Source organism: Glutamicibacter sp. NPDC087583 (assembly GCF_044743685.1).
Taxonomy (GTDB): domain Bacteria; phylum Actinomycetota; class Actinomycetes; order Actinomycetales; family Micrococcaceae; genus Glutamicibacter.
This window is the reverse complement of the sequence record NZ_JBIUWY010000002.1, coordinates 196,081-210,689: the sequence shown is the minus strand read 5'-3', so window position 1 is coordinate 210,689 and position 14,609 is coordinate 196,081. Positions and strand designations below refer to the sequence as shown.

The following is a 14,609-nucleotide window of genomic DNA, read 5'->3' as shown; positions in this document are numbered from 1 at the left end:
GGCTAGTGATGCCCTAGAATATTTCGAGTGTGGTTACGCCGCTTCGGCGATGGGCCCATGTGGGGAGTTAGCTCAGTTGGTTAGAGCAGGGGACTCATAATCCCTTGGTCATGGGTTCAAGTCCCATACTCCCTACCAAACAAGATCGTCCAGCAGCTTATGCAAAAAAGCTGCTGGACGATTTTTCGTTCCGGGGTCTGGAAACTGGAAGAAGCCAGTTCCCGGCCCATTGCGCGGTGCCAACTTGCAACTCTCATGGCAGTCCAAGGAACAGGCCACGCGGCTGCGCGGCATGGAGCTCTCGCCAGGGGCAAGAACACGCAGAGGATCCGGTCTGCAAGACCCGCGACAGTAACCGTGGCTCTTCATGGTGCACCCCTGGGAGCCTTCACGGTCATTCGTGCAGCGGCAAGAGTATTGATGGACGCATGTCGCGGATCAGCAACACCGGGTCAATGTATTCTCCTTCGAGTCGCACGCCCCAGTGAATGCATCGGCCCGAGCAGTGCGCCCCGGTTGCTACCTGTCCCACCTTCGCGCCAGCCTCGACCCAATCGCCCACCGAGACTCCGGCGGCTACCGGTTCGATGCTGGTCCTGAATCCGGAACCGTGGTCGATGACCAGCACGGGTCGATCCACGATCACTGAAGCGAAGGCGACTTGGCCGCGCTGGGGCGCGAAGACCGAGTCTCCGGAGCTGGCAGCCAAATCCACGCCGCGATGACCGGGAAGCCAATTCTCCTCCGGCTTATCGAAGGGCTCCAGAATTTCCGGTTCGCCAGCTAGCGGCCAACGCCAGCCGTTGCCGGCGGCGAGTGCAGCTTGTGCTTGGACTGGTTGTGGCGCCGCAGTCAGGGGCGAGGCCGGAGGACCACTGAAGGCCAGCAGCAAAACCTGCAGCCCGGCGACTAGATACTTGGATTTCATCCTCTCAGGATGGACCCAATAGCCGGATCTTAAGCAGTTGGAAGAGCGAATTGTGGGCAAGCGAATGGGCTGCAGATCACCGATATCGCCGTGTAAAGCGTTGAGTTCTCTGTAGTACACTTGAAACAGCAGTGTCCTGTCACAGGTGTGTCCAAAACTGGGTGCGTCGGGCAGGGGATTGACTTCGCGTATGAGTATCCACAGCTTCATGAGCTGTGGCCTGAGGTTCCAGTGGTCCGAGAGAATCGGTGGACCGAAGGCGAGATGCCAAGCATCTATCGGTATTCATGCTAGGGCGGATATCCACAATGGCTATCTGCATCAACCCGAACAAACAAGAGCAGTTACCGCGGGCGCATGCGCGCCCGGTCCGCCACTGCTGAAAGGAGTTGCGACATGCCAGTCGTAACCATGCGAGAGCTGCTTGACAGCGGCGTCCACTTCGGCCACCAGACCCGTCGCTGGAACCCAAAGATGAAGCGCTTCATTTTCACCGAGCGCAACGGCATCTACATCATCGACCTGCAGCAGTCGCTGTCGTTCATCGACCGCGCTTACGAGTTCGTCAAGCAGACCGTTGCCCACGGCGGCACCGTACTGTTCGTCGGTACCAAGAAGCAGGCTCAGGAATCGATCGCCGAGCAGGCTAACCGCGTTGGCCAGCCATACGTGAACCAGCGTTGGCTCGGCGGTATGCTGACCAACTTCCAGACCGTCTCCAAGCGCGTTCAGCGCATGAAGGAACTGGAAGAGATCAACTTCGAGGACGTTGCTGGCTCCGGTCACACCAAGAAGGAACTGCTGCTGCTGAAGCGCGAGCTGACCAAGCTGCAGAACAACCTCGGTGGTATCCGTAACCTGACCCGCACCCCTTCCGCTATCTGGATCGTTGACACCAAGAAGGAACACTTGGCTATCGACGAAGCACAGAAGCTGGGCATCCCAGTTGTGGCCATCCTGGACACCAACTGCGATCCGGACGAAGTTACCTACCCAATCCCAGGCAACGACGACGCAATCCGCTCCGTCAACCTGCTGACCCGCGTTGTTGCTGACGCTGTGGCCGAAGGCCTTATCGCCAAGAACAACAAGGCTGCCGGCAAGACTGAGGGTGCTGCTGAGCCAATGGCTGAGTGGGAGCGCGAGCTGCTTGAGGGCGAGAAGGCCAAGGCCGAAACTCCAGCTGCAGAAGCTGCAACTGAAGCACCAGCTGCAGACGATGCAACTGAGGCACCAGAAGCCAAGTAGTCACCTCGGTGACTCCAGAAGTTTGCCTGGGCGCACTAGCGTGTAGCTCGGGGTGAACTTCACCAAGTCTTGTGGGACGGGCCGGAAATCCGACCCGTCCCATAAGCAAAATAAACTTGAAACTCCTAGCTGAATGGGATTGCACGTGGCAAACTACACCGCTGCTGATATCAAGGCACTGCGCGAGCGCACTGGCGCCGGCATGATGGACGTTAAGAAGGCACTGGACGAGGCTAACGGCGACGCCGAGAAGGCCATCGAGATCATCCGCGTCAAGGGCCTGAAGGGCGCTACCAAGCGCGAAGGCCGTTCGACCGCTGAAGGCCTGGTTGCTGCCAAGGTTGAAGGCAACGTCGGCGTCATGATCGAGATCAACTGCGAGACCGACTTCGTTGCCAAGAACGAGAAGTTCATCGCACTGGCCAACAAGGTCCTGGATGCCGCTGTGGCTTCCGGTGCTGCAGATGCAGAAGCACTGCTGGCTTACGAGCTGGACGGCAAGACCGTTGGCGACATCGTTATCGAAGAGGGCGCAATCCTCGGCGAGAAGGTTGTTGTACGCCGTGTTGCACGCATCGAGGGTGCCAAGGTTGCTTCGTACCTGCACAAGACCAGCAAGGACCTGCCAGCTCAGGTTGGCGTTCTGATGGCTGTTGACGCTGACAGCGAAGCTGCCGCAACCGTCGCACACGACGTTGCTGTCCACACCGCTGCAATGGCTCCTACCTTCCTGTCCCGCGAGGAGGTTCCAGCTGACAAGGTTGCCGACGAGCGCCGCATCGCAGACGAAACCGCTCGCGCGGAGGGCAAGCCAGAAGCTGCACTCACCAAGATCGTTGAAGGCCGCCTGACCGGTTTCTTCAAGGAAATCGTCTTGGTTGACCAGGCTTTCGCCAAGGACGCAAAGAAGTCCGTAGGCAAGGTCTTCGAAGAAGCTGGCACCAAGCCAGTTGCCTTCGCACGCTTCCGCGTTGGTGCCTAAGCTTTTACAGCTCTAAGCATTAGCCGTACGCATTAAGCGAACCGCGTTCAGGGCAACCTGAGTGCACAAGATCAAAGGGAGGTGAGCACCGAGAGAAAACTCGGTGACTCGCCTCCCTTTTCTTGAGCCCGGATCTCACGATAGCTTGGGATCTGGGAAGTAGTACCCCCAGCTTGATTCCGACCTCCAGGAGTAAGACACCTCATGCCAAGCACCCCAGAAACCAAACGACGCCGCGTACTGCTCAAGCTCTCCGGTGAAGTATTCGGCGGCGGCAAGATCGGCGTTGACCCGGATACCGTTCGCGGCATCGCCAAGCAGATCGCTGAAACCGTAGGCGAAGTAGAGGTCGCAATCGTGGTTGGCGGCGGCAATTTCTTCCGCGGCGCAGAACTCTCGGCCTCCGGCATGGACCGCTCGCGCGCAGACTACATGGGCATGCTTGGCACCGTCATGAACTGCCTGGCACTGCAGGACTTCCTGGAACAATGCGGCGTCGAAACCCGCGTCCAGTCGGCCATCGCCATGGCCCAGGTCGCAGAAAACTACATCCCACGCCGTGCCATCCGCCACATGGAAAAGGACCGCGTTGTCATCTTCGGCGCTGGCGCAGGCCTGCCGTACTTCTCCACCGACACCGTGGCCGCGCAGCGTGCCCTGGAAGTCGATGCTGACGAAGTTCTGATGGCCAAGTCGGGCGTCGATGGCGTGTACACCGCGGATCCGAAGAAGGATCCGACCGCCAAGAAGCTGGAGACCTTGACCTACAGCGACGCGCTGGTCAACGACATCCGCGTGATGGACCAGACCGCCATGACCATGTGCCAGGACAACAAGCTCAATATGCTGGTCTTCGGCATGGAAGGCGAAGGAAACGTGGCCGCGGCAATTCGCGGCGAGCGGATTGGCACCACTGTCACCGTCTAATCGGTGATCGTGGCTTAGGATTGAAGTAGATTTAATTTCCCGTAGCGGAAACACAGATGAAGTACTTGAGGAGTACCGGTGATTGACGAAACGCTGGCGGAAACCGCCGAAAAGATGGAACGCACCATTGAGGCCGCCAAGGAGGACTTCGCGACGATCCGTACCGGTCGCGCCCACCCAGGCATGTACTCGAAGGTCATGGTGGACTACTACGGTTCCCCGACCCCACTGCAGCAGTTGGCTTCCTTTGCAGTGCCAGAAGCACGCACCATCACCATCACCCCATTCGATGTGACCGCTATGCGCGCAATCGAAAAGGCTCTGGGCGATCCAGAAGTTGGGGCAAACCCATCTTCGGACGGAAAGATGATCCGCGTTGTCCTTCCAGTGCTGACCGAAGAACGCCGCAAGGAATACGTCAAGCTGGCCAAGGCCAAGGGTGAGGACGCCCGCGTTGCGCTGCGTAACCACCGCCGCAAGGCCAAGGACTCCATCGACAAGTTGGTCAAGGATGGCGAAATTGGCGAGGACGAGGGCACCCGTGCAGAAAAGGACCTCGACGCGCTGACCAAGAAGCACGTTGACGCAGTTGACGAGATCTTGAAGAAAAAAGAAGCAGAGCTGCTGGAAGTCTAATGCCAGGCTCGACAGACAACACTGAGGGCAACGCTTCGGCGGTGCCCTCAGTGGCATCCGGAGAATCCCAGCCCCTGACCCGACGTGAAGCTCGTGCCCAGCGCGAGGCTGCCGCCAAGGGGAAAAAACGCGGTTTCATGAAGAACCGTGCGGCTAGGGAAACTCCAGAACCTGCCACTGGAATCCAAGAACCGGTCACGACTGGACCGGCCAATCCGGTAGCTGCTCCAATGGCCACGCCAGCACCGGCACCAGCCGTGGAGCAAGTTGCCGGCACCGATGGCGTTTTGCCGACCCCTCAGCCAGGGGCTGGCGCGAACCCGGCAGCCGAGGCTTCCCCAGGCAAGGATGCAGCCGCTACGGCTGATACCGGGCAAGCGAAAGAGCGTGCCAAGGCAGCCTTCAAGGCTGATACGTCCAAGTCGGTGGCGGCTCCGGGGCCGGTAGCTGCCCAGCAGGCCGGACCAGCCGAGGAACCGGCTGAGCCCGTAGAATCGGCGGAACCCGGCAAAGCCAAGATCTTAGCGGCCCCAGCTGCCCAGGGTGGTATGCCAGCGAAGGGCGAAGCGACCAAACAGGACGCCGAATCAGCGGCGCAGAATCCAGCGCCTGCCGAGGGCAAGGTGCCTGCTCCACCGGTTTCCGACTCCACGGACCTGGCCGAGACCGGCCAGCCCGACGCGGCAGAAGCAGACATCCCTGCCGAGCTGTTGATAGGAACCCCGGAGCCGAAGAAATCGCGCGCCGGACGCAACCTGCCCGCGGCAATCGGCGTAGGCTTGCTGATGCTCGGCGTCGTCCTCGTTGGCCTGATGTGGTCGCAGCCATTGCTGGTCATCGCGCTGATTGCGCTCAGCGGCATTGGCTGCTGGGAAGTTGCGAGAGCTACTACTCACGCCAAGACCGCGGTGCCTCAATTGCCGTTGTACCTGTCCTCGGTCTTGCTGCCGGTCAGTGCCATTTGGGGCGGGGTGGAAGCCCTTGGATTCAGCTACATTGCCTGTATCCTCATCGCTCTGCTCTTCCGGCTCATGGAAGGACTCAAGGGTGCTGTGGCCTCGGTGATGAGCAGCGTGTTCATCATCAGCTGGGTGCCGCTGCTGCTTTCCTTCGCCCTGCTGATTCTTGATTCCGAGAATGGCCAATGGCTCATTGCCACGCTTTTGCTGCTCGCGGTCGCCAACGACACCTTCGGCTACATCGTGGGTGTGCTAATAGGCAAGCATCCGATGGCGCCAAAGATTTCTCCGAAAAAGTCCTGGGAGGGCTTCGCCGGATCAATGATTGGTTCGATGGCTATTGGTGCTTGCGCAATGCACTTCTGGCTGGAAATGCCATGGTGGACGGGCGTCATCTTGGCGTTCTTCACCACCATTGCCGCGACCACTGGCGACTTCGCGGAATCCATGGTCAAACGTGAACTGGGCATCAAGGACATGAGCAACTTGCTGCCGGGCCATGGCGGAATCATGGATCGCTTGGACTCGATATTGTTTGTCATTCCTCTGGGCTACGTGATTTCGCATGTGTTGGCCTGGAGCGTCGAAGTCTTCTGACCGGTCCCGCCAGCGGGTGTGATCCTCTACTGGAATGCACTGGCTGGTGTGGCCATTAAGCCAACTATTGGCCCAAGCCAATAGAATATGAGGGGTATCGCCTTACCGGGGTACCCAACTGATATCTCTCTAGAGAAAAAGGAACTGTCGTGTCGCAGCAGCAAGATGCTCCGTTTTCCCGCGTACCGGACTCGGAATTCGGCTACAATGCAAAGCAAGTTGATGCATTCCTGAGCCGTGCCCGCGCCACCTTCAACGGTGGAGGAAACGACGACAGTGTGGTCACCAGCCACCTGATCCGCCGCACCACTTTTGCGCCGCAGAAGGGCGGGTACCAGGCCCGCGAAGTCGATGGTGCGCTGGACCGCTTGGAAGATGTCTTTGCCAAGCGCGAGCGCGACGACTTGATTGCCCATCAGGGCGAGGAGGTCTGGCTGCAGCAGGTAGGCCGCCTGGCCGCGATCCTGCGTGGCCGCCTGCACCGTGCCAAGGGTGAGCGTTTCCGTCGCCCGTCGCGTTCCAACGCGTCGAGCTACAACATCGAAGATGTCGATCGCCTATGCGATCAGCTCATCGACTATTTCGAGAACGACGTGCCCATGGCCGTTGACACCGTACGCCGCGTGGAATTCCGCTCTTCGCAGGGAACCGATGGCTACGAGGAATCGCAGGTCGATGCATTCCTTGACCGCGTGGTCGAGCTGATGGCTTCGATCGACTAGCAGCTGTCTCCAGCGCAAACGCATTGCCGCGCAGGGCAGTGGGAAATTCTTCCCGCTGCCCTGCGCGGCTTTTTGCATTCTTGGCGACGCGCTGGCCCATATGGCTAGGGCCGGGTCTGTTCATAGTGGGCCAACCAGTTTCGCAGCATTTCTTCGAGCGCAGGACGATCAGCGGGGGCCAGCTGGTCCACGAGGCGCTTTTCGTTGCGCATGTGGGCGGTAAACGCTTCATCGATTTTCTTCTTGCCGCTAGCCGTCAAGGAGATGCGGCGCCCACGCCTGTCATCACCGGATAGCGCGCGGGTGACCCAGCCGTTGCTGACCAGCTTGTCGAGCCGCTTGGTCATGGCTCCGGTGGTCACCATCGTCTGCTGTGCCAGCTCGCCGGGGGCCAGGGAGTGGGGTTCTCCTGCCCGCCGCAAGGCCGCGAGCACATCGAATTCAGCTTCGGTCAGCCCATGCTCTGCATAAACCGTGCAGAGCTCCTCGGTCAGGTAATTAGCCAAGCGATGCAGCCGGCCGATGATTCCCTGGGGCGCTGGGTCGAGATCCGGCCGTTGTTCTGCCCACTGCTGTTGAATGCGCGATACGTGGTCGTTTTGCTCCATGCCTTTATTATATCTTCCAAGGAAGCTAAAGTATCTTCCATGGAAGATATTTTGAATTCCGCGGGGCACCGGCTTCGAACGCTGGGCTGGGTAGCACTGACCGCGATAGCCCCGATCGCGTGGGGCTCCAATTACTATGTCACCAAGGAATTTCTTCCCGACGGCTCAGCGCTCTGGGGTGCGGCGATCCGCGCATTGCCGGCGGGCTTGGTGTTGCTGGGGCTAGCCAGGAAACTCCCGCAGGGCAGCTGGTGGTGGAAATCCGCGGTTCTGGGCGTGCTGAATATCGGTGCCTTCTTTGCCCTGATCTACGTGGTGGCGCAACTTTTGCCATCGGGTGTCGCTGCTACGACCATGGCGATTTCTGCCGGTGTGCTCATGCTGTTCGCATGGCTATTGCTCGGTGAACGTCCTGCACGTTGGCCTTTGGTTGGGGCCCTCTTGGGCTTCGTCGGCGTGGGCATCATGGTATTCGATGCACAGGCCGGCATCGATATCCTGGGGATCGTCTTGTCGCTGGTAGCAATGGTCCTATCCAGTGCCGGGTTCATCTTGACCAAACGATGGTCTGAAGGGATGCCGATTATCCGTGTCACCGCGTGGCAGCTGGTGGCCGGAGGGGCAGTACTGGTCCCCTGCGCGCTGTTCGTGCATGGAGCACCCCCTGCGCTTGACCTGCAGGCGATGGCGGGCTTCGGCTATGTCAGCCTCATTGCCACCGCGGCTGCCTATCTTGCCTGGTTCACCGGGCTGCGCCATCTCCCTGCATCGTCAGTTGGCCTCATTGGCCTGCTCAATCCAGTGACAGGGGTCCTGCTGGGAACATTGCTGGCAGCGGAAAGCCTCGGCCTCCAAAGCCTGATCGGGATGGGCTTGGTTCTCGGCGGAGTCCTTCTGGGGCTGGCCAAGGGATCCCGGCGCAGATCAGCTTCGGCACGCGAAGCATCTGGCCGCGACGCGCCTGCCGGAGAATCCGTGGAGACTGGCTAGAACTTCGCCCGCCAGTCCGGGACATGGAGCAACGCCATGACGCGTTCAACGTTGGCGGGCACGCTCCGCTTGGTGCTGCGCGATACGAAGATCATCACCATGAAGGCCAAGGGAACGCTCCACGCCGCAGGCTGGCGCAAGAGGTGGATCCAGATCTCATCTTCCTGGGGCAGGAAGGCGCCGGTCATCAAGGCCATCCCGCAGGAGATGCCGCCAGCCAGCAGTCCGGCAACAGCACCTCGAGCGGTCAGTGAACGCCACCAAATGCCCAAGAGCAGCAGCGGGCAGATGGTGGATGCAGTGAAGGCGAAGACGTTTCCAATGGCGCCCGCCAAGGCCAATGAATTGGTCACCACCGCGACCAGGACGGGCAGGGCGGTGGCCAGCACGGTAGAGATCCTGAAGCCCCGCACGGTACCCGAGAAGAATTCCTGGGACAGCGCACCAGCCAGGGATACCACCAAACCGGAGGTGGTGGAGAGGAAAGCTGCGAATGCGCCACCGACGACAATTGCGGTCAAGGCGTCGCCCAGGAATCCGTCGAAGAGGCGCCCGGGCAAGAGCAGGATGGTGGCATCGGTTTCATTGGTGGCACCGAGCTCCGGGGTGTAGAGCAAGCCCAGCACGCCCAAAGTCGTCGGCAAGAGGTAGAACGCGGAGAGCAGGCACAGCACAATCACCGTGGTGGTACGCGCAGCCTGGCCTGTGGGGTTCGTGTAGAAGCGCACCAGCACATGCGGCAGCCCCAGGGTGCCGAAGAGCAATGCCAAGATGATGGATACCGTCTCGTAGAGGTTCATCGCGTTCACGGACTCCAGCTGCGCATACAGGGCCTGGGCATGCCCGGATGCCGAATGCTCGGGGATGGCCCGCCCCAGCAGGAAAATCGTGGGAATAACCAAGGCCGCCAGCTTGAACCAGTACTGGAAGGCCTGGACGAAGGTCACCGAGCGCATCCCGCCGGACAGCACCGTCACGCAGACAACCGCGGCAACAATGACCGGACCGGCCCAACTCGGGAATCCGGTAGCGATGGATAGGGTCAGGGCTGCTCCGTGCATTTGCGGAACGATATAGAGCCAGCAGATCACCACCACCAGATAGGTGGTGATTTTCCGCAGCATCGGCGAGCCTTCGAAACGGATCTGCGCGAAATCGGGAATTGTGTATGCCCGGGAACGTCGCAGGGGAGCGGCAACAAACAGGAGCAGCATCAAGTAGCCTGCGGTGTAGCCGATGGGGAACCACAAACCTGATTGCCCAGAGAGCACAATCAGTCCGGCAACGCCCAGGAACGAAGCCGCCGACAGGTATTCGCCGCCAATAGCAGAGGCATTCCACCACGGGCGTACGGTGCGTGAAGCTACGTAGAAGTCGGAAGTTGTACGGGACAGGCGCAGGCCGTGGAAGGCGATCAGCATGGTGGTGAGGCAAACGATCACCAGGGAGGAAACGGACAGCAGGCTAGCCACGGCTGATGCTCCGATACCGTTCTTCATTGCGTCCCGCGGCCCTGTTGTAGAGCATTCCGGCCACGATGATCAGTGGATACATGCCGATGCCCAAAACCCACCATGGCAGGGGCAGGCCCAGCAGGTGGATGTCCTCGAAGACCGGCCAAAAGACGAGCAATGCACTGATGCCTACCAGCATCGCCAGCAGGCCCGCCGCGACGGCACAGGCCAGCCGCAGCTGGGAGCGGATCAGCTGGCGAACATAGAATTCTTCTGCTGTGTGCTCGGGACGGTCGGGGGAGACAGTCAAGGATGCATCCTGCGGAGCCTGGACACGCACGCGTTTTGGACGCTGCTCAGCGAAACGTCCGGGCATGAGGGGCTCTCGCCGGCTGTTGTCTTGGGGAAGGTGCTCCACGGAAGGCCAGCAGCTTCCTACAGCGGGCGGACGCGGTTGGCAGCCAAGCGTTCCCGCAGGTATGGCAACGCGCGACGAGAAATCGGAAGTTCGGTGCTGTTGACCAGCACAGCGGCCTTGCCGGTCTGCAAGCGAACGGTTTCGATCTTATCCATGCACACCAGGTAGGAACGGTGGATCCGAACGAAACCGGACTCGCCCCACTGCTGTTCCAGATCGTTGAGCGGAACCCGGATGAGATAGCTCGAATCCTTGGTGTGCAGCCGGGCGTAGTCTCCCTGGGCTTGAACGTAGGCGATATCCGCCCGAGGGATCAGCTTGGTGATGCCTCCCTGGTCCACCGTGATCATTTCCGGCTTGGCAGGGGTCTCCTCGACCAGCTCGCAGATGCGGCGAACGGATTCGGCCAGGCGCTGCGGGCGAATGGGCTTGAGCACGTAGTCGATGGCGGCCAACTCGAATGCTTGCAGCGCTTGATCTTCATCGGCGGTGACAAAAACAATCAGTGGGGGATTGGTGAACCGGGAGATGACGCGGGCAATGTCCAGGCCTGACAAAGCCGGCATGTGGATGTCGAGGAAAAGTGCGTCGACAGTATTTTCCTCCAGCGCCTTCAGCGCCGCGGCACCAGAGGTGGCGCGGTGAATTTTCCCGATGCGGGAATCCTGGCTGAGCAGAAAAGCGATTTCTTCTACCGCTGGAAGTTCATCATCGGCGACCACCACGTTAATCATGCGAAAATTCTACCGTTTATTGGATTTTTCTATGCATCGGAAGTGATCGTGTTGGGCGGACGGAACTTCGGGACACGCAAAGTGATCAGCGTTCCGGCCCCCGGCGCGGTCTCCACCACCAGTCCATTGGAATTGCCGTAGAGCTGGCGCATGCGCAGGTCGACGTTGCGCAGGCCTACGTGCATATTCGGGGTATCGCCAGCTAGCACACTGGACAGCTGCTCGGGATCCATGCCCATGCCGTCATCTTCCACGCTGATGACTGCGTGCATTCCGTCTTCGGTGGCCGTGATGGAGATGACTCCGCCATCTGGCCGGGCTTCGAGTCCATGGCGTACCGCGTTTTCAACCAGCGGCTGCAAGGCCAGGAAGGGAATTTGCGTGGGCAGCACCTCGGGAGCGATCTGCAAGGAGACCTTGATGCGCTCACCGAAACGGGCCTTTTCCAGCAACAGGTAGCGGTCAATGGCTTCCAGTTCTTCGGCCAGGGTGGTGAATTCACCGCGGCGGCGGAAAGAGTACCGGGTGAAGTCGGCGAATTCTATGACCAGCTCACGGGCTCGAGCGGGATCAGTATTGATGAACGAGGCGATCGCATTCAGCGAGTTGTAGATGAAGTGCGGGGAGATCTGAGCGCGCAAGGCACGCATCTGCGCTTCGAGCAGCATGGCCTTGGATTCATCGAGCTGGGCGGTGGAAACTTGCGCGGATACAAAGACCGCTACCTCGGAAACTGCCCGAACGAAGCTGGCGCCGGCCCTGCGTGATAGCGCGGTCACCGTTCCCACGCTTTGATCTCCTACGGTGATCGGCGCGGACACGAAGTCCATGCCGGAGGAACGTTCTACCTGGGTTTTGCCGGTTGCCAGCGCGCTTTTGGAAACCTTGGAGGCTGCTTCTTCGAGTTCCGCGGTGAAATCGGCCCCTGCATCGGTGGCCAGCACATGGGTGGTGTCGCTGATCAGCAATACCTGGCAGTTCAAGAGCCTGCGCAGCGCCTTGGCGCTTTTGGCCGCCCCGTCCTCAGTCAGGCCGCGCTCCAAATGGGGAACCGCAACGGACATGTGGTGCAACGTCTTGTAGGTGGCTTCCTCGACGTCGGTACCCATTTCCTTGGTGGAGCGGGAAATCCTGAAACCGATGTAGCCGACAAGAGCGATTCCGACCATCGCAATGGCGACGATCAGGGTGACTTGCAGCGCTGGAGACATGTATCCCATCTTAGGGCCCTGCCTGATCTGCCGACCGTTCAGCGCGCCATGCTGCGCCGTTGGGCGCAGAAAGCAGTCCGTTGAGCCACGAGCTGTGCAAGCCCCCTAGTCGCCAACGGGTTTATCGCCAATAGTGAACTTAGTCACAAAACCGATGTGCGCCCAGTCACATCATCAACTCGCTCAAGGAGGGCATCATGAGTGCCAACCCGGAACACGGCGTCGCTGCTGACGTTGATTTCGTCAAGGAGAGCCAATCCGAGGAATTCCAGGAACTGCGAAAGACCCACCGCAGTTTTGTTTTCCCGATGGCAGTCTTCTTCCTCGTCTGGTATTTCGCCTATGTGCTGCTAGCCGACTACTTCCACGACTTCATGTCCATCAAGGTTCTCGGCAATATCAACATGGGTATTGTTCTCGGGTTGCTGCAGTTCGTGTCGACCTTCGCGATCACCGCGGCCTACGTCAGTTTTTCGAATAAGAAGCTCGACCCCAAGGCAACCAAAATCCGTGAACGCCTAGAGAGCGAGGGAGTGAACTAAATGAACCAGCTCAGCATCCTGGCCCAGGCCGCGGGAGAGTCGACCCAGGTCGGCAACCCCTTGGTCAATATCGCCATCTTCCTGGCCTTCGTGGGCGTCACCATGGTGATCGTGCTCCGCGCCTCCAAGAACAACAAGACCGCTGCGGATTACTATGCAGGCGGCCGTTCCTTCACGGGAACGCAGAACGGCACCGCAATTGCCGGTGACTACCTCTCGGCAGCCTCCTTCCTGGGGATCGTTGGCGCTATCGCCATCCAGGGCTACGACGGCTTCCTCTACTCGATCGGCTTCCTGGTTGCTTGGCTGGTTGCCTTGCTGCTGGTTGCGGAGCTGCTGCGCAACACCGGCAAATTCACCATGGCCGATGTGCTGTCCTTCCGCCTCAAGCAGCGTCCGGTGCGCATCGCCGCGGCCATCTCCACGCTGGCAGTGTGCGTCTTCTACCTGCTGGCGCAGATGGCTGGCGCCGGCGCGCTGGTTTCCCTGTTGCTGGGTATTGACGAGAAGCTGGGACAGTCGCTGGTGATCGTTATCGTTGGCGCATTGATGATCCTCTATGTGCTGGTTGGCGGCATGAAGGGCACCACCTGGGTGCAGATCATCAAGGCCTGCCTGCTGATCGCCGGCGCGCTGATCATGACCGTGTGGACGCTGGCCATGTTCGGCTTCAATTTCTCCGACCTGCTGGGCAAGGCAGCTGAAGTAGCCGGCAACCCTGAGATCCTGAATCCGGGCATGAAGTACGGTGTTTCTGAAACTGCCAAGCTGGACTTCATCTCGCTGGCCCTGGCCTTGGTGCTTGGCACCGCCGGCCTGCCGCACGTGCTGATGCGCTTCTACACCGTTCCTACCGCGAAGGAAGCCCGCAAGTCCGTCGTCTGGGCTATCTGGCTGATCGGCGCCTTCTACCTGTTCACCCTGGTGCTGGGCTTCGGCGCCGGTGCACTGATTGGCCCGGATCGAATCCAGGCGGCTCCAGGCGGCGTGAACTCTGCGGCACCGCTGCTGGCCTACGAATTGGGCGGCACAGTGCTGCTGGGCCTGATCTCTGCAGTGGCCTTCGCAACCATCCTTGCTGTGGTGGCGGGCTTGACCATCACCGCGGCGGCATCCTTCGCCCATGACGTGTACGCGTCGGTGATTGCCAAGGGCAAGTCCACTCCAGAGAAGGAAATGAAGATTGCCCGCCGCACGGTCTTGGTTATCGGAGTCTTCGCTATCGCTGGCGGCATCGGTGCCCAGGGGCAGAACGTGGCCTTCCTGGTGGCATTGGCCTTCGCGGTGGCCGCTTCGGCTAACCTGCCAACCATCTTGTACTCGCTGTTCTGGAAGGGCTTCAAGACCCGCGGCGCAGTGTGGTCCATGTACGGCGGCCTGGGTTCGGCTTTGCTGCTGATCATCTTCTCGCCAGTGTTCTCGGGCTCGGAGACCGCAATGATCCCAAGCATCGATATGGTGATCTTCCCGCTGGCTAACCCGGGTATCGTCTCCATTCCGCTGGCCTTCTTCCTAGGCTGGCTGGGCTCGGTTACCGACAAGCGTGTCGAGGACATTACCAAGCAGGCGGAAATGGAAGTTCGTTCGCTGACCGGTGTCGGTGCCGAGAAGGCAGTCGACCACTAAGGCGAAGAATTCATAAAACTCAATAGC

At 60.0% G+C, this 14,609-nt stretch carries 15 protein-coding genes and 1 tRNA gene; 10 read left to right on the top strand and 6 right to left on the bottom strand.

The window, feature by feature from the left end:
• Positions 1–61 precede the first annotated feature (61 nt).
• Positions 62–138, top strand: a tRNA-Ile gene (locus ACIOU9_RS07140).
• A 256-nt stretch (positions 139–394) separates the two neighbouring features.
• Here the strand turns inward: ACIOU9_RS07140 and ACIOU9_RS07135 are convergent.
• Positions 395–928 (bottom strand): M23 family metallopeptidase, encoded by a 534-nt coding sequence (locus tag ACIOU9_RS07135; protein ID WP_105657238.1) that lies wholly within the window; start codon positions 926–928, stop codon positions 395–397.
• 396 nt (positions 929–1,324) lie between these two features.
• Between ACIOU9_RS07135 and rpsB the strand changes: the two genes are divergently transcribed.
• The 6 genes from rpsB to ACIOU9_RS07105 all read left to right on the top strand — a co-directional run bounded on the left by rpsB (position 1,325) and on the right by ACIOU9_RS07105 (position 6,999).
• Positions 1,325–2,176: a 30S ribosomal protein S2 gene (gene rpsB / locus ACIOU9_RS07130; RefSeq protein ID WP_105657239.1), complete on the top strand. Its 852-nt coding sequence runs from the start codon at positions 1,325–1,327 to the stop codon at positions 2,174–2,176.
• 145 nt (positions 2,177–2,321) lie between these two features.
• On the top strand, positions 2,322–3,158 hold the full coding sequence (tsf, locus tag ACIOU9_RS07125; protein WP_105657303.1) for a translation elongation factor Ts: 837 nt from the start codon (positions 2,322–2,324) through the stop codon (positions 3,156–3,158).
• A 204-nt stretch (positions 3,159–3,362) separates the two neighbouring features.
• Entirely contained in the window at positions 3,363–4,085 is a 723-nt protein-coding gene (gene pyrH, locus ACIOU9_RS07120) for a UMP kinase (RefSeq protein ID WP_105657240.1), read from the top strand.
• A 78-nt stretch (positions 4,086–4,163) separates the two neighbouring features.
• The gene (gene frr, locus ACIOU9_RS07115) at positions 4,164–4,721 is read left to right on the top strand and encodes a ribosome recycling factor (protein WP_105657241.1); all 558 of its coding nucleotides are present in this window, start codon (positions 4,164–4,166) and stop codon (positions 4,719–4,721) included.
• Positions 4,721–6,277, top strand: a complete 1,557-nt coding sequence (locus tag ACIOU9_RS07110) for a phosphatidate cytidylyltransferase (RefSeq protein WP_286134152.1) — start codon at positions 4,721–4,723, stop codon at positions 6,275–6,277. The genes frr and ACIOU9_RS07110 overlap by 1 nt, the downstream gene beginning before the upstream one ends.
• A 149-nt stretch (positions 6,278–6,426) precedes the next feature.
• Complete coding sequence (locus tag ACIOU9_RS07105; protein WP_105657242.1) at positions 6,427–6,999, top strand: DivIVA domain-containing protein; 573 nt, start codon at positions 6,427–6,429, stop codon at positions 6,997–6,999.
• A gap of 104 nt (positions 7,000–7,103) precedes the next feature.
• Here ACIOU9_RS07105 and ACIOU9_RS07100 read toward each other — a convergent pair whose 3' ends face one another.
• A complete protein-coding gene (locus ACIOU9_RS07100; protein WP_105657243.1) occupies positions 7,104–7,607 on the bottom strand; it encodes a MarR family winged helix-turn-helix transcriptional regulator in 504 nt (167 codons plus the stop codon).
• A 39-nt stretch (positions 7,608–7,646) separates the two neighbouring features.
• On the opposite strand from ACIOU9_RS07100, the gene ACIOU9_RS07095 reads away from it, so the two are divergent.
• The gene (locus ACIOU9_RS07095) at positions 7,647–8,597 is read left to right on the top strand and encodes a DMT family transporter (RefSeq protein WP_105657244.1); all 951 of its coding nucleotides are present in this window, start codon (positions 7,647–7,649) and stop codon (positions 8,595–8,597) included.
• Here ACIOU9_RS07095 and ACIOU9_RS07090 read toward each other — a convergent pair.
• The 4 genes from ACIOU9_RS07090 to ACIOU9_RS07075 form a co-directional block, all read right to left on the bottom strand.
• Positions 8,594–10,069, bottom strand: coding sequence for a cation acetate symporter (locus ACIOU9_RS07090; RefSeq protein WP_402696381.1), 1,476 nt, complete (start codon positions 10,067–10,069; stop codon positions 8,594–8,596). The genes ACIOU9_RS07095 and ACIOU9_RS07090 overlap by 4 nt on opposite strands.
• Positions 10,062–10,361: a hypothetical protein gene (locus ACIOU9_RS07085; RefSeq protein ID WP_286172046.1), complete on the bottom strand. Its 300-nt coding sequence runs from the start codon at positions 10,359–10,361 to the stop codon at positions 10,062–10,064. Before ACIOU9_RS07085 ends, ACIOU9_RS07090 begins: the two co-directional genes overlap by 8 nt.
• Before the next feature lie 125 nt (positions 10,362–10,486).
• Positions 10,487–11,203 carry a LytTR family DNA-binding domain-containing protein gene (locus tag ACIOU9_RS07080; RefSeq protein ID WP_105657247.1) on the bottom strand — a complete coding sequence of 239 codons (717 nt, stop codon included), beginning with the start codon at positions 11,201–11,203 and terminating at the stop codon, positions 10,487–10,489.
• Positions 11,204–11,232: 29 nt separating this feature from the next.
• A complete protein-coding gene (locus tag ACIOU9_RS07075; RefSeq protein WP_105657305.1) occupies positions 11,233–12,414 on the bottom strand; it encodes a sensor histidine kinase in 1,182 nt (393 codons plus the stop codon).
• 197 nt (positions 12,415–12,611) lie between these two features.
• Here ACIOU9_RS07075 and ACIOU9_RS07070 point away from each other — a divergent pair, with 197 nt between their 5' ends.
• Entirely contained in the window at positions 12,612–12,956 is a 345-nt protein-coding gene (locus ACIOU9_RS07070; RefSeq protein WP_105657248.1) for a DUF485 domain-containing protein, read from the top strand.
• Positions 12,957–14,582, top strand: a complete 1,626-nt coding sequence (locus ACIOU9_RS07065) for a cation acetate symporter (RefSeq protein WP_105657249.1) — start codon at positions 12,957–12,959, stop codon at positions 14,580–14,582.
• The last annotated feature ends 27 nt before the right edge of the window (positions 14,583–14,609 follow it).

Excerpts from the sequence above, each read along its gene's own strand:
- rpsB (WP_105657239.1), top strand. The coding sequence starts at position 1,325 with ATGCCAGTCGTAACCATGCGAGAGCTGCTTGACAGCGGCGTCCACTTC.
- ACIOU9_RS07110 (WP_286134152.1), top strand. The coding sequence starts at position 4,721 with ATGCCAGGCTCGACAGACAACACTGAGGGCAACGCTTCGGCGGTGCCC.
- ACIOU9_RS07070 (WP_105657248.1), top strand. The coding sequence starts at position 12,612 with ATGAGTGCCAACCCGGAACACGGCGTCGCTGCTGACGTTGATTTCGTC.
- pyrH (WP_105657240.1), top strand. The coding sequence starts at position 3,363 with ATGCCAAGCACCCCAGAAACCAAACGACGCCGCGTACTGCTCAAGCTC.
- ACIOU9_RS07135 (WP_105657238.1), bottom strand. The coding sequence starts at position 928 with ATGAAATCCAAGTATCTAGTCGCCGGGCTGCAGGTTTTGCTGCTGGCC.
- ACIOU9_RS07065 (WP_105657249.1), top strand. The coding sequence starts at position 12,957 with ATGAACCAGCTCAGCATCCTGGCCCAGGCCGCGGGAGAGTCGACCCAG.
- ACIOU9_RS07095 (WP_105657244.1), top strand. The coding sequence starts at position 7,647 with ATGGAAGATATTTTGAATTCCGCGGGGCACCGGCTTCGAACGCTGGGC.
- ACIOU9_RS07100 (WP_105657243.1), bottom strand. The coding sequence starts at position 7,607 with ATGGAGCAAAACGACCACGTATCGCGCATTCAACAGCAGTGGGCAGAA.
- ACIOU9_RS07075 (WP_105657305.1), bottom strand. The coding sequence starts at position 12,414 with ATGTCTCCAGCGCTGCAAGTCACCCTGATCGTCGCCATTGCGATGGTC.
- ACIOU9_RS07080 (WP_105657247.1), bottom strand. The coding sequence starts at position 11,203 with ATGATTAACGTGGTGGTCGCCGATGATGAACTTCCAGCGGTAGAAGAA.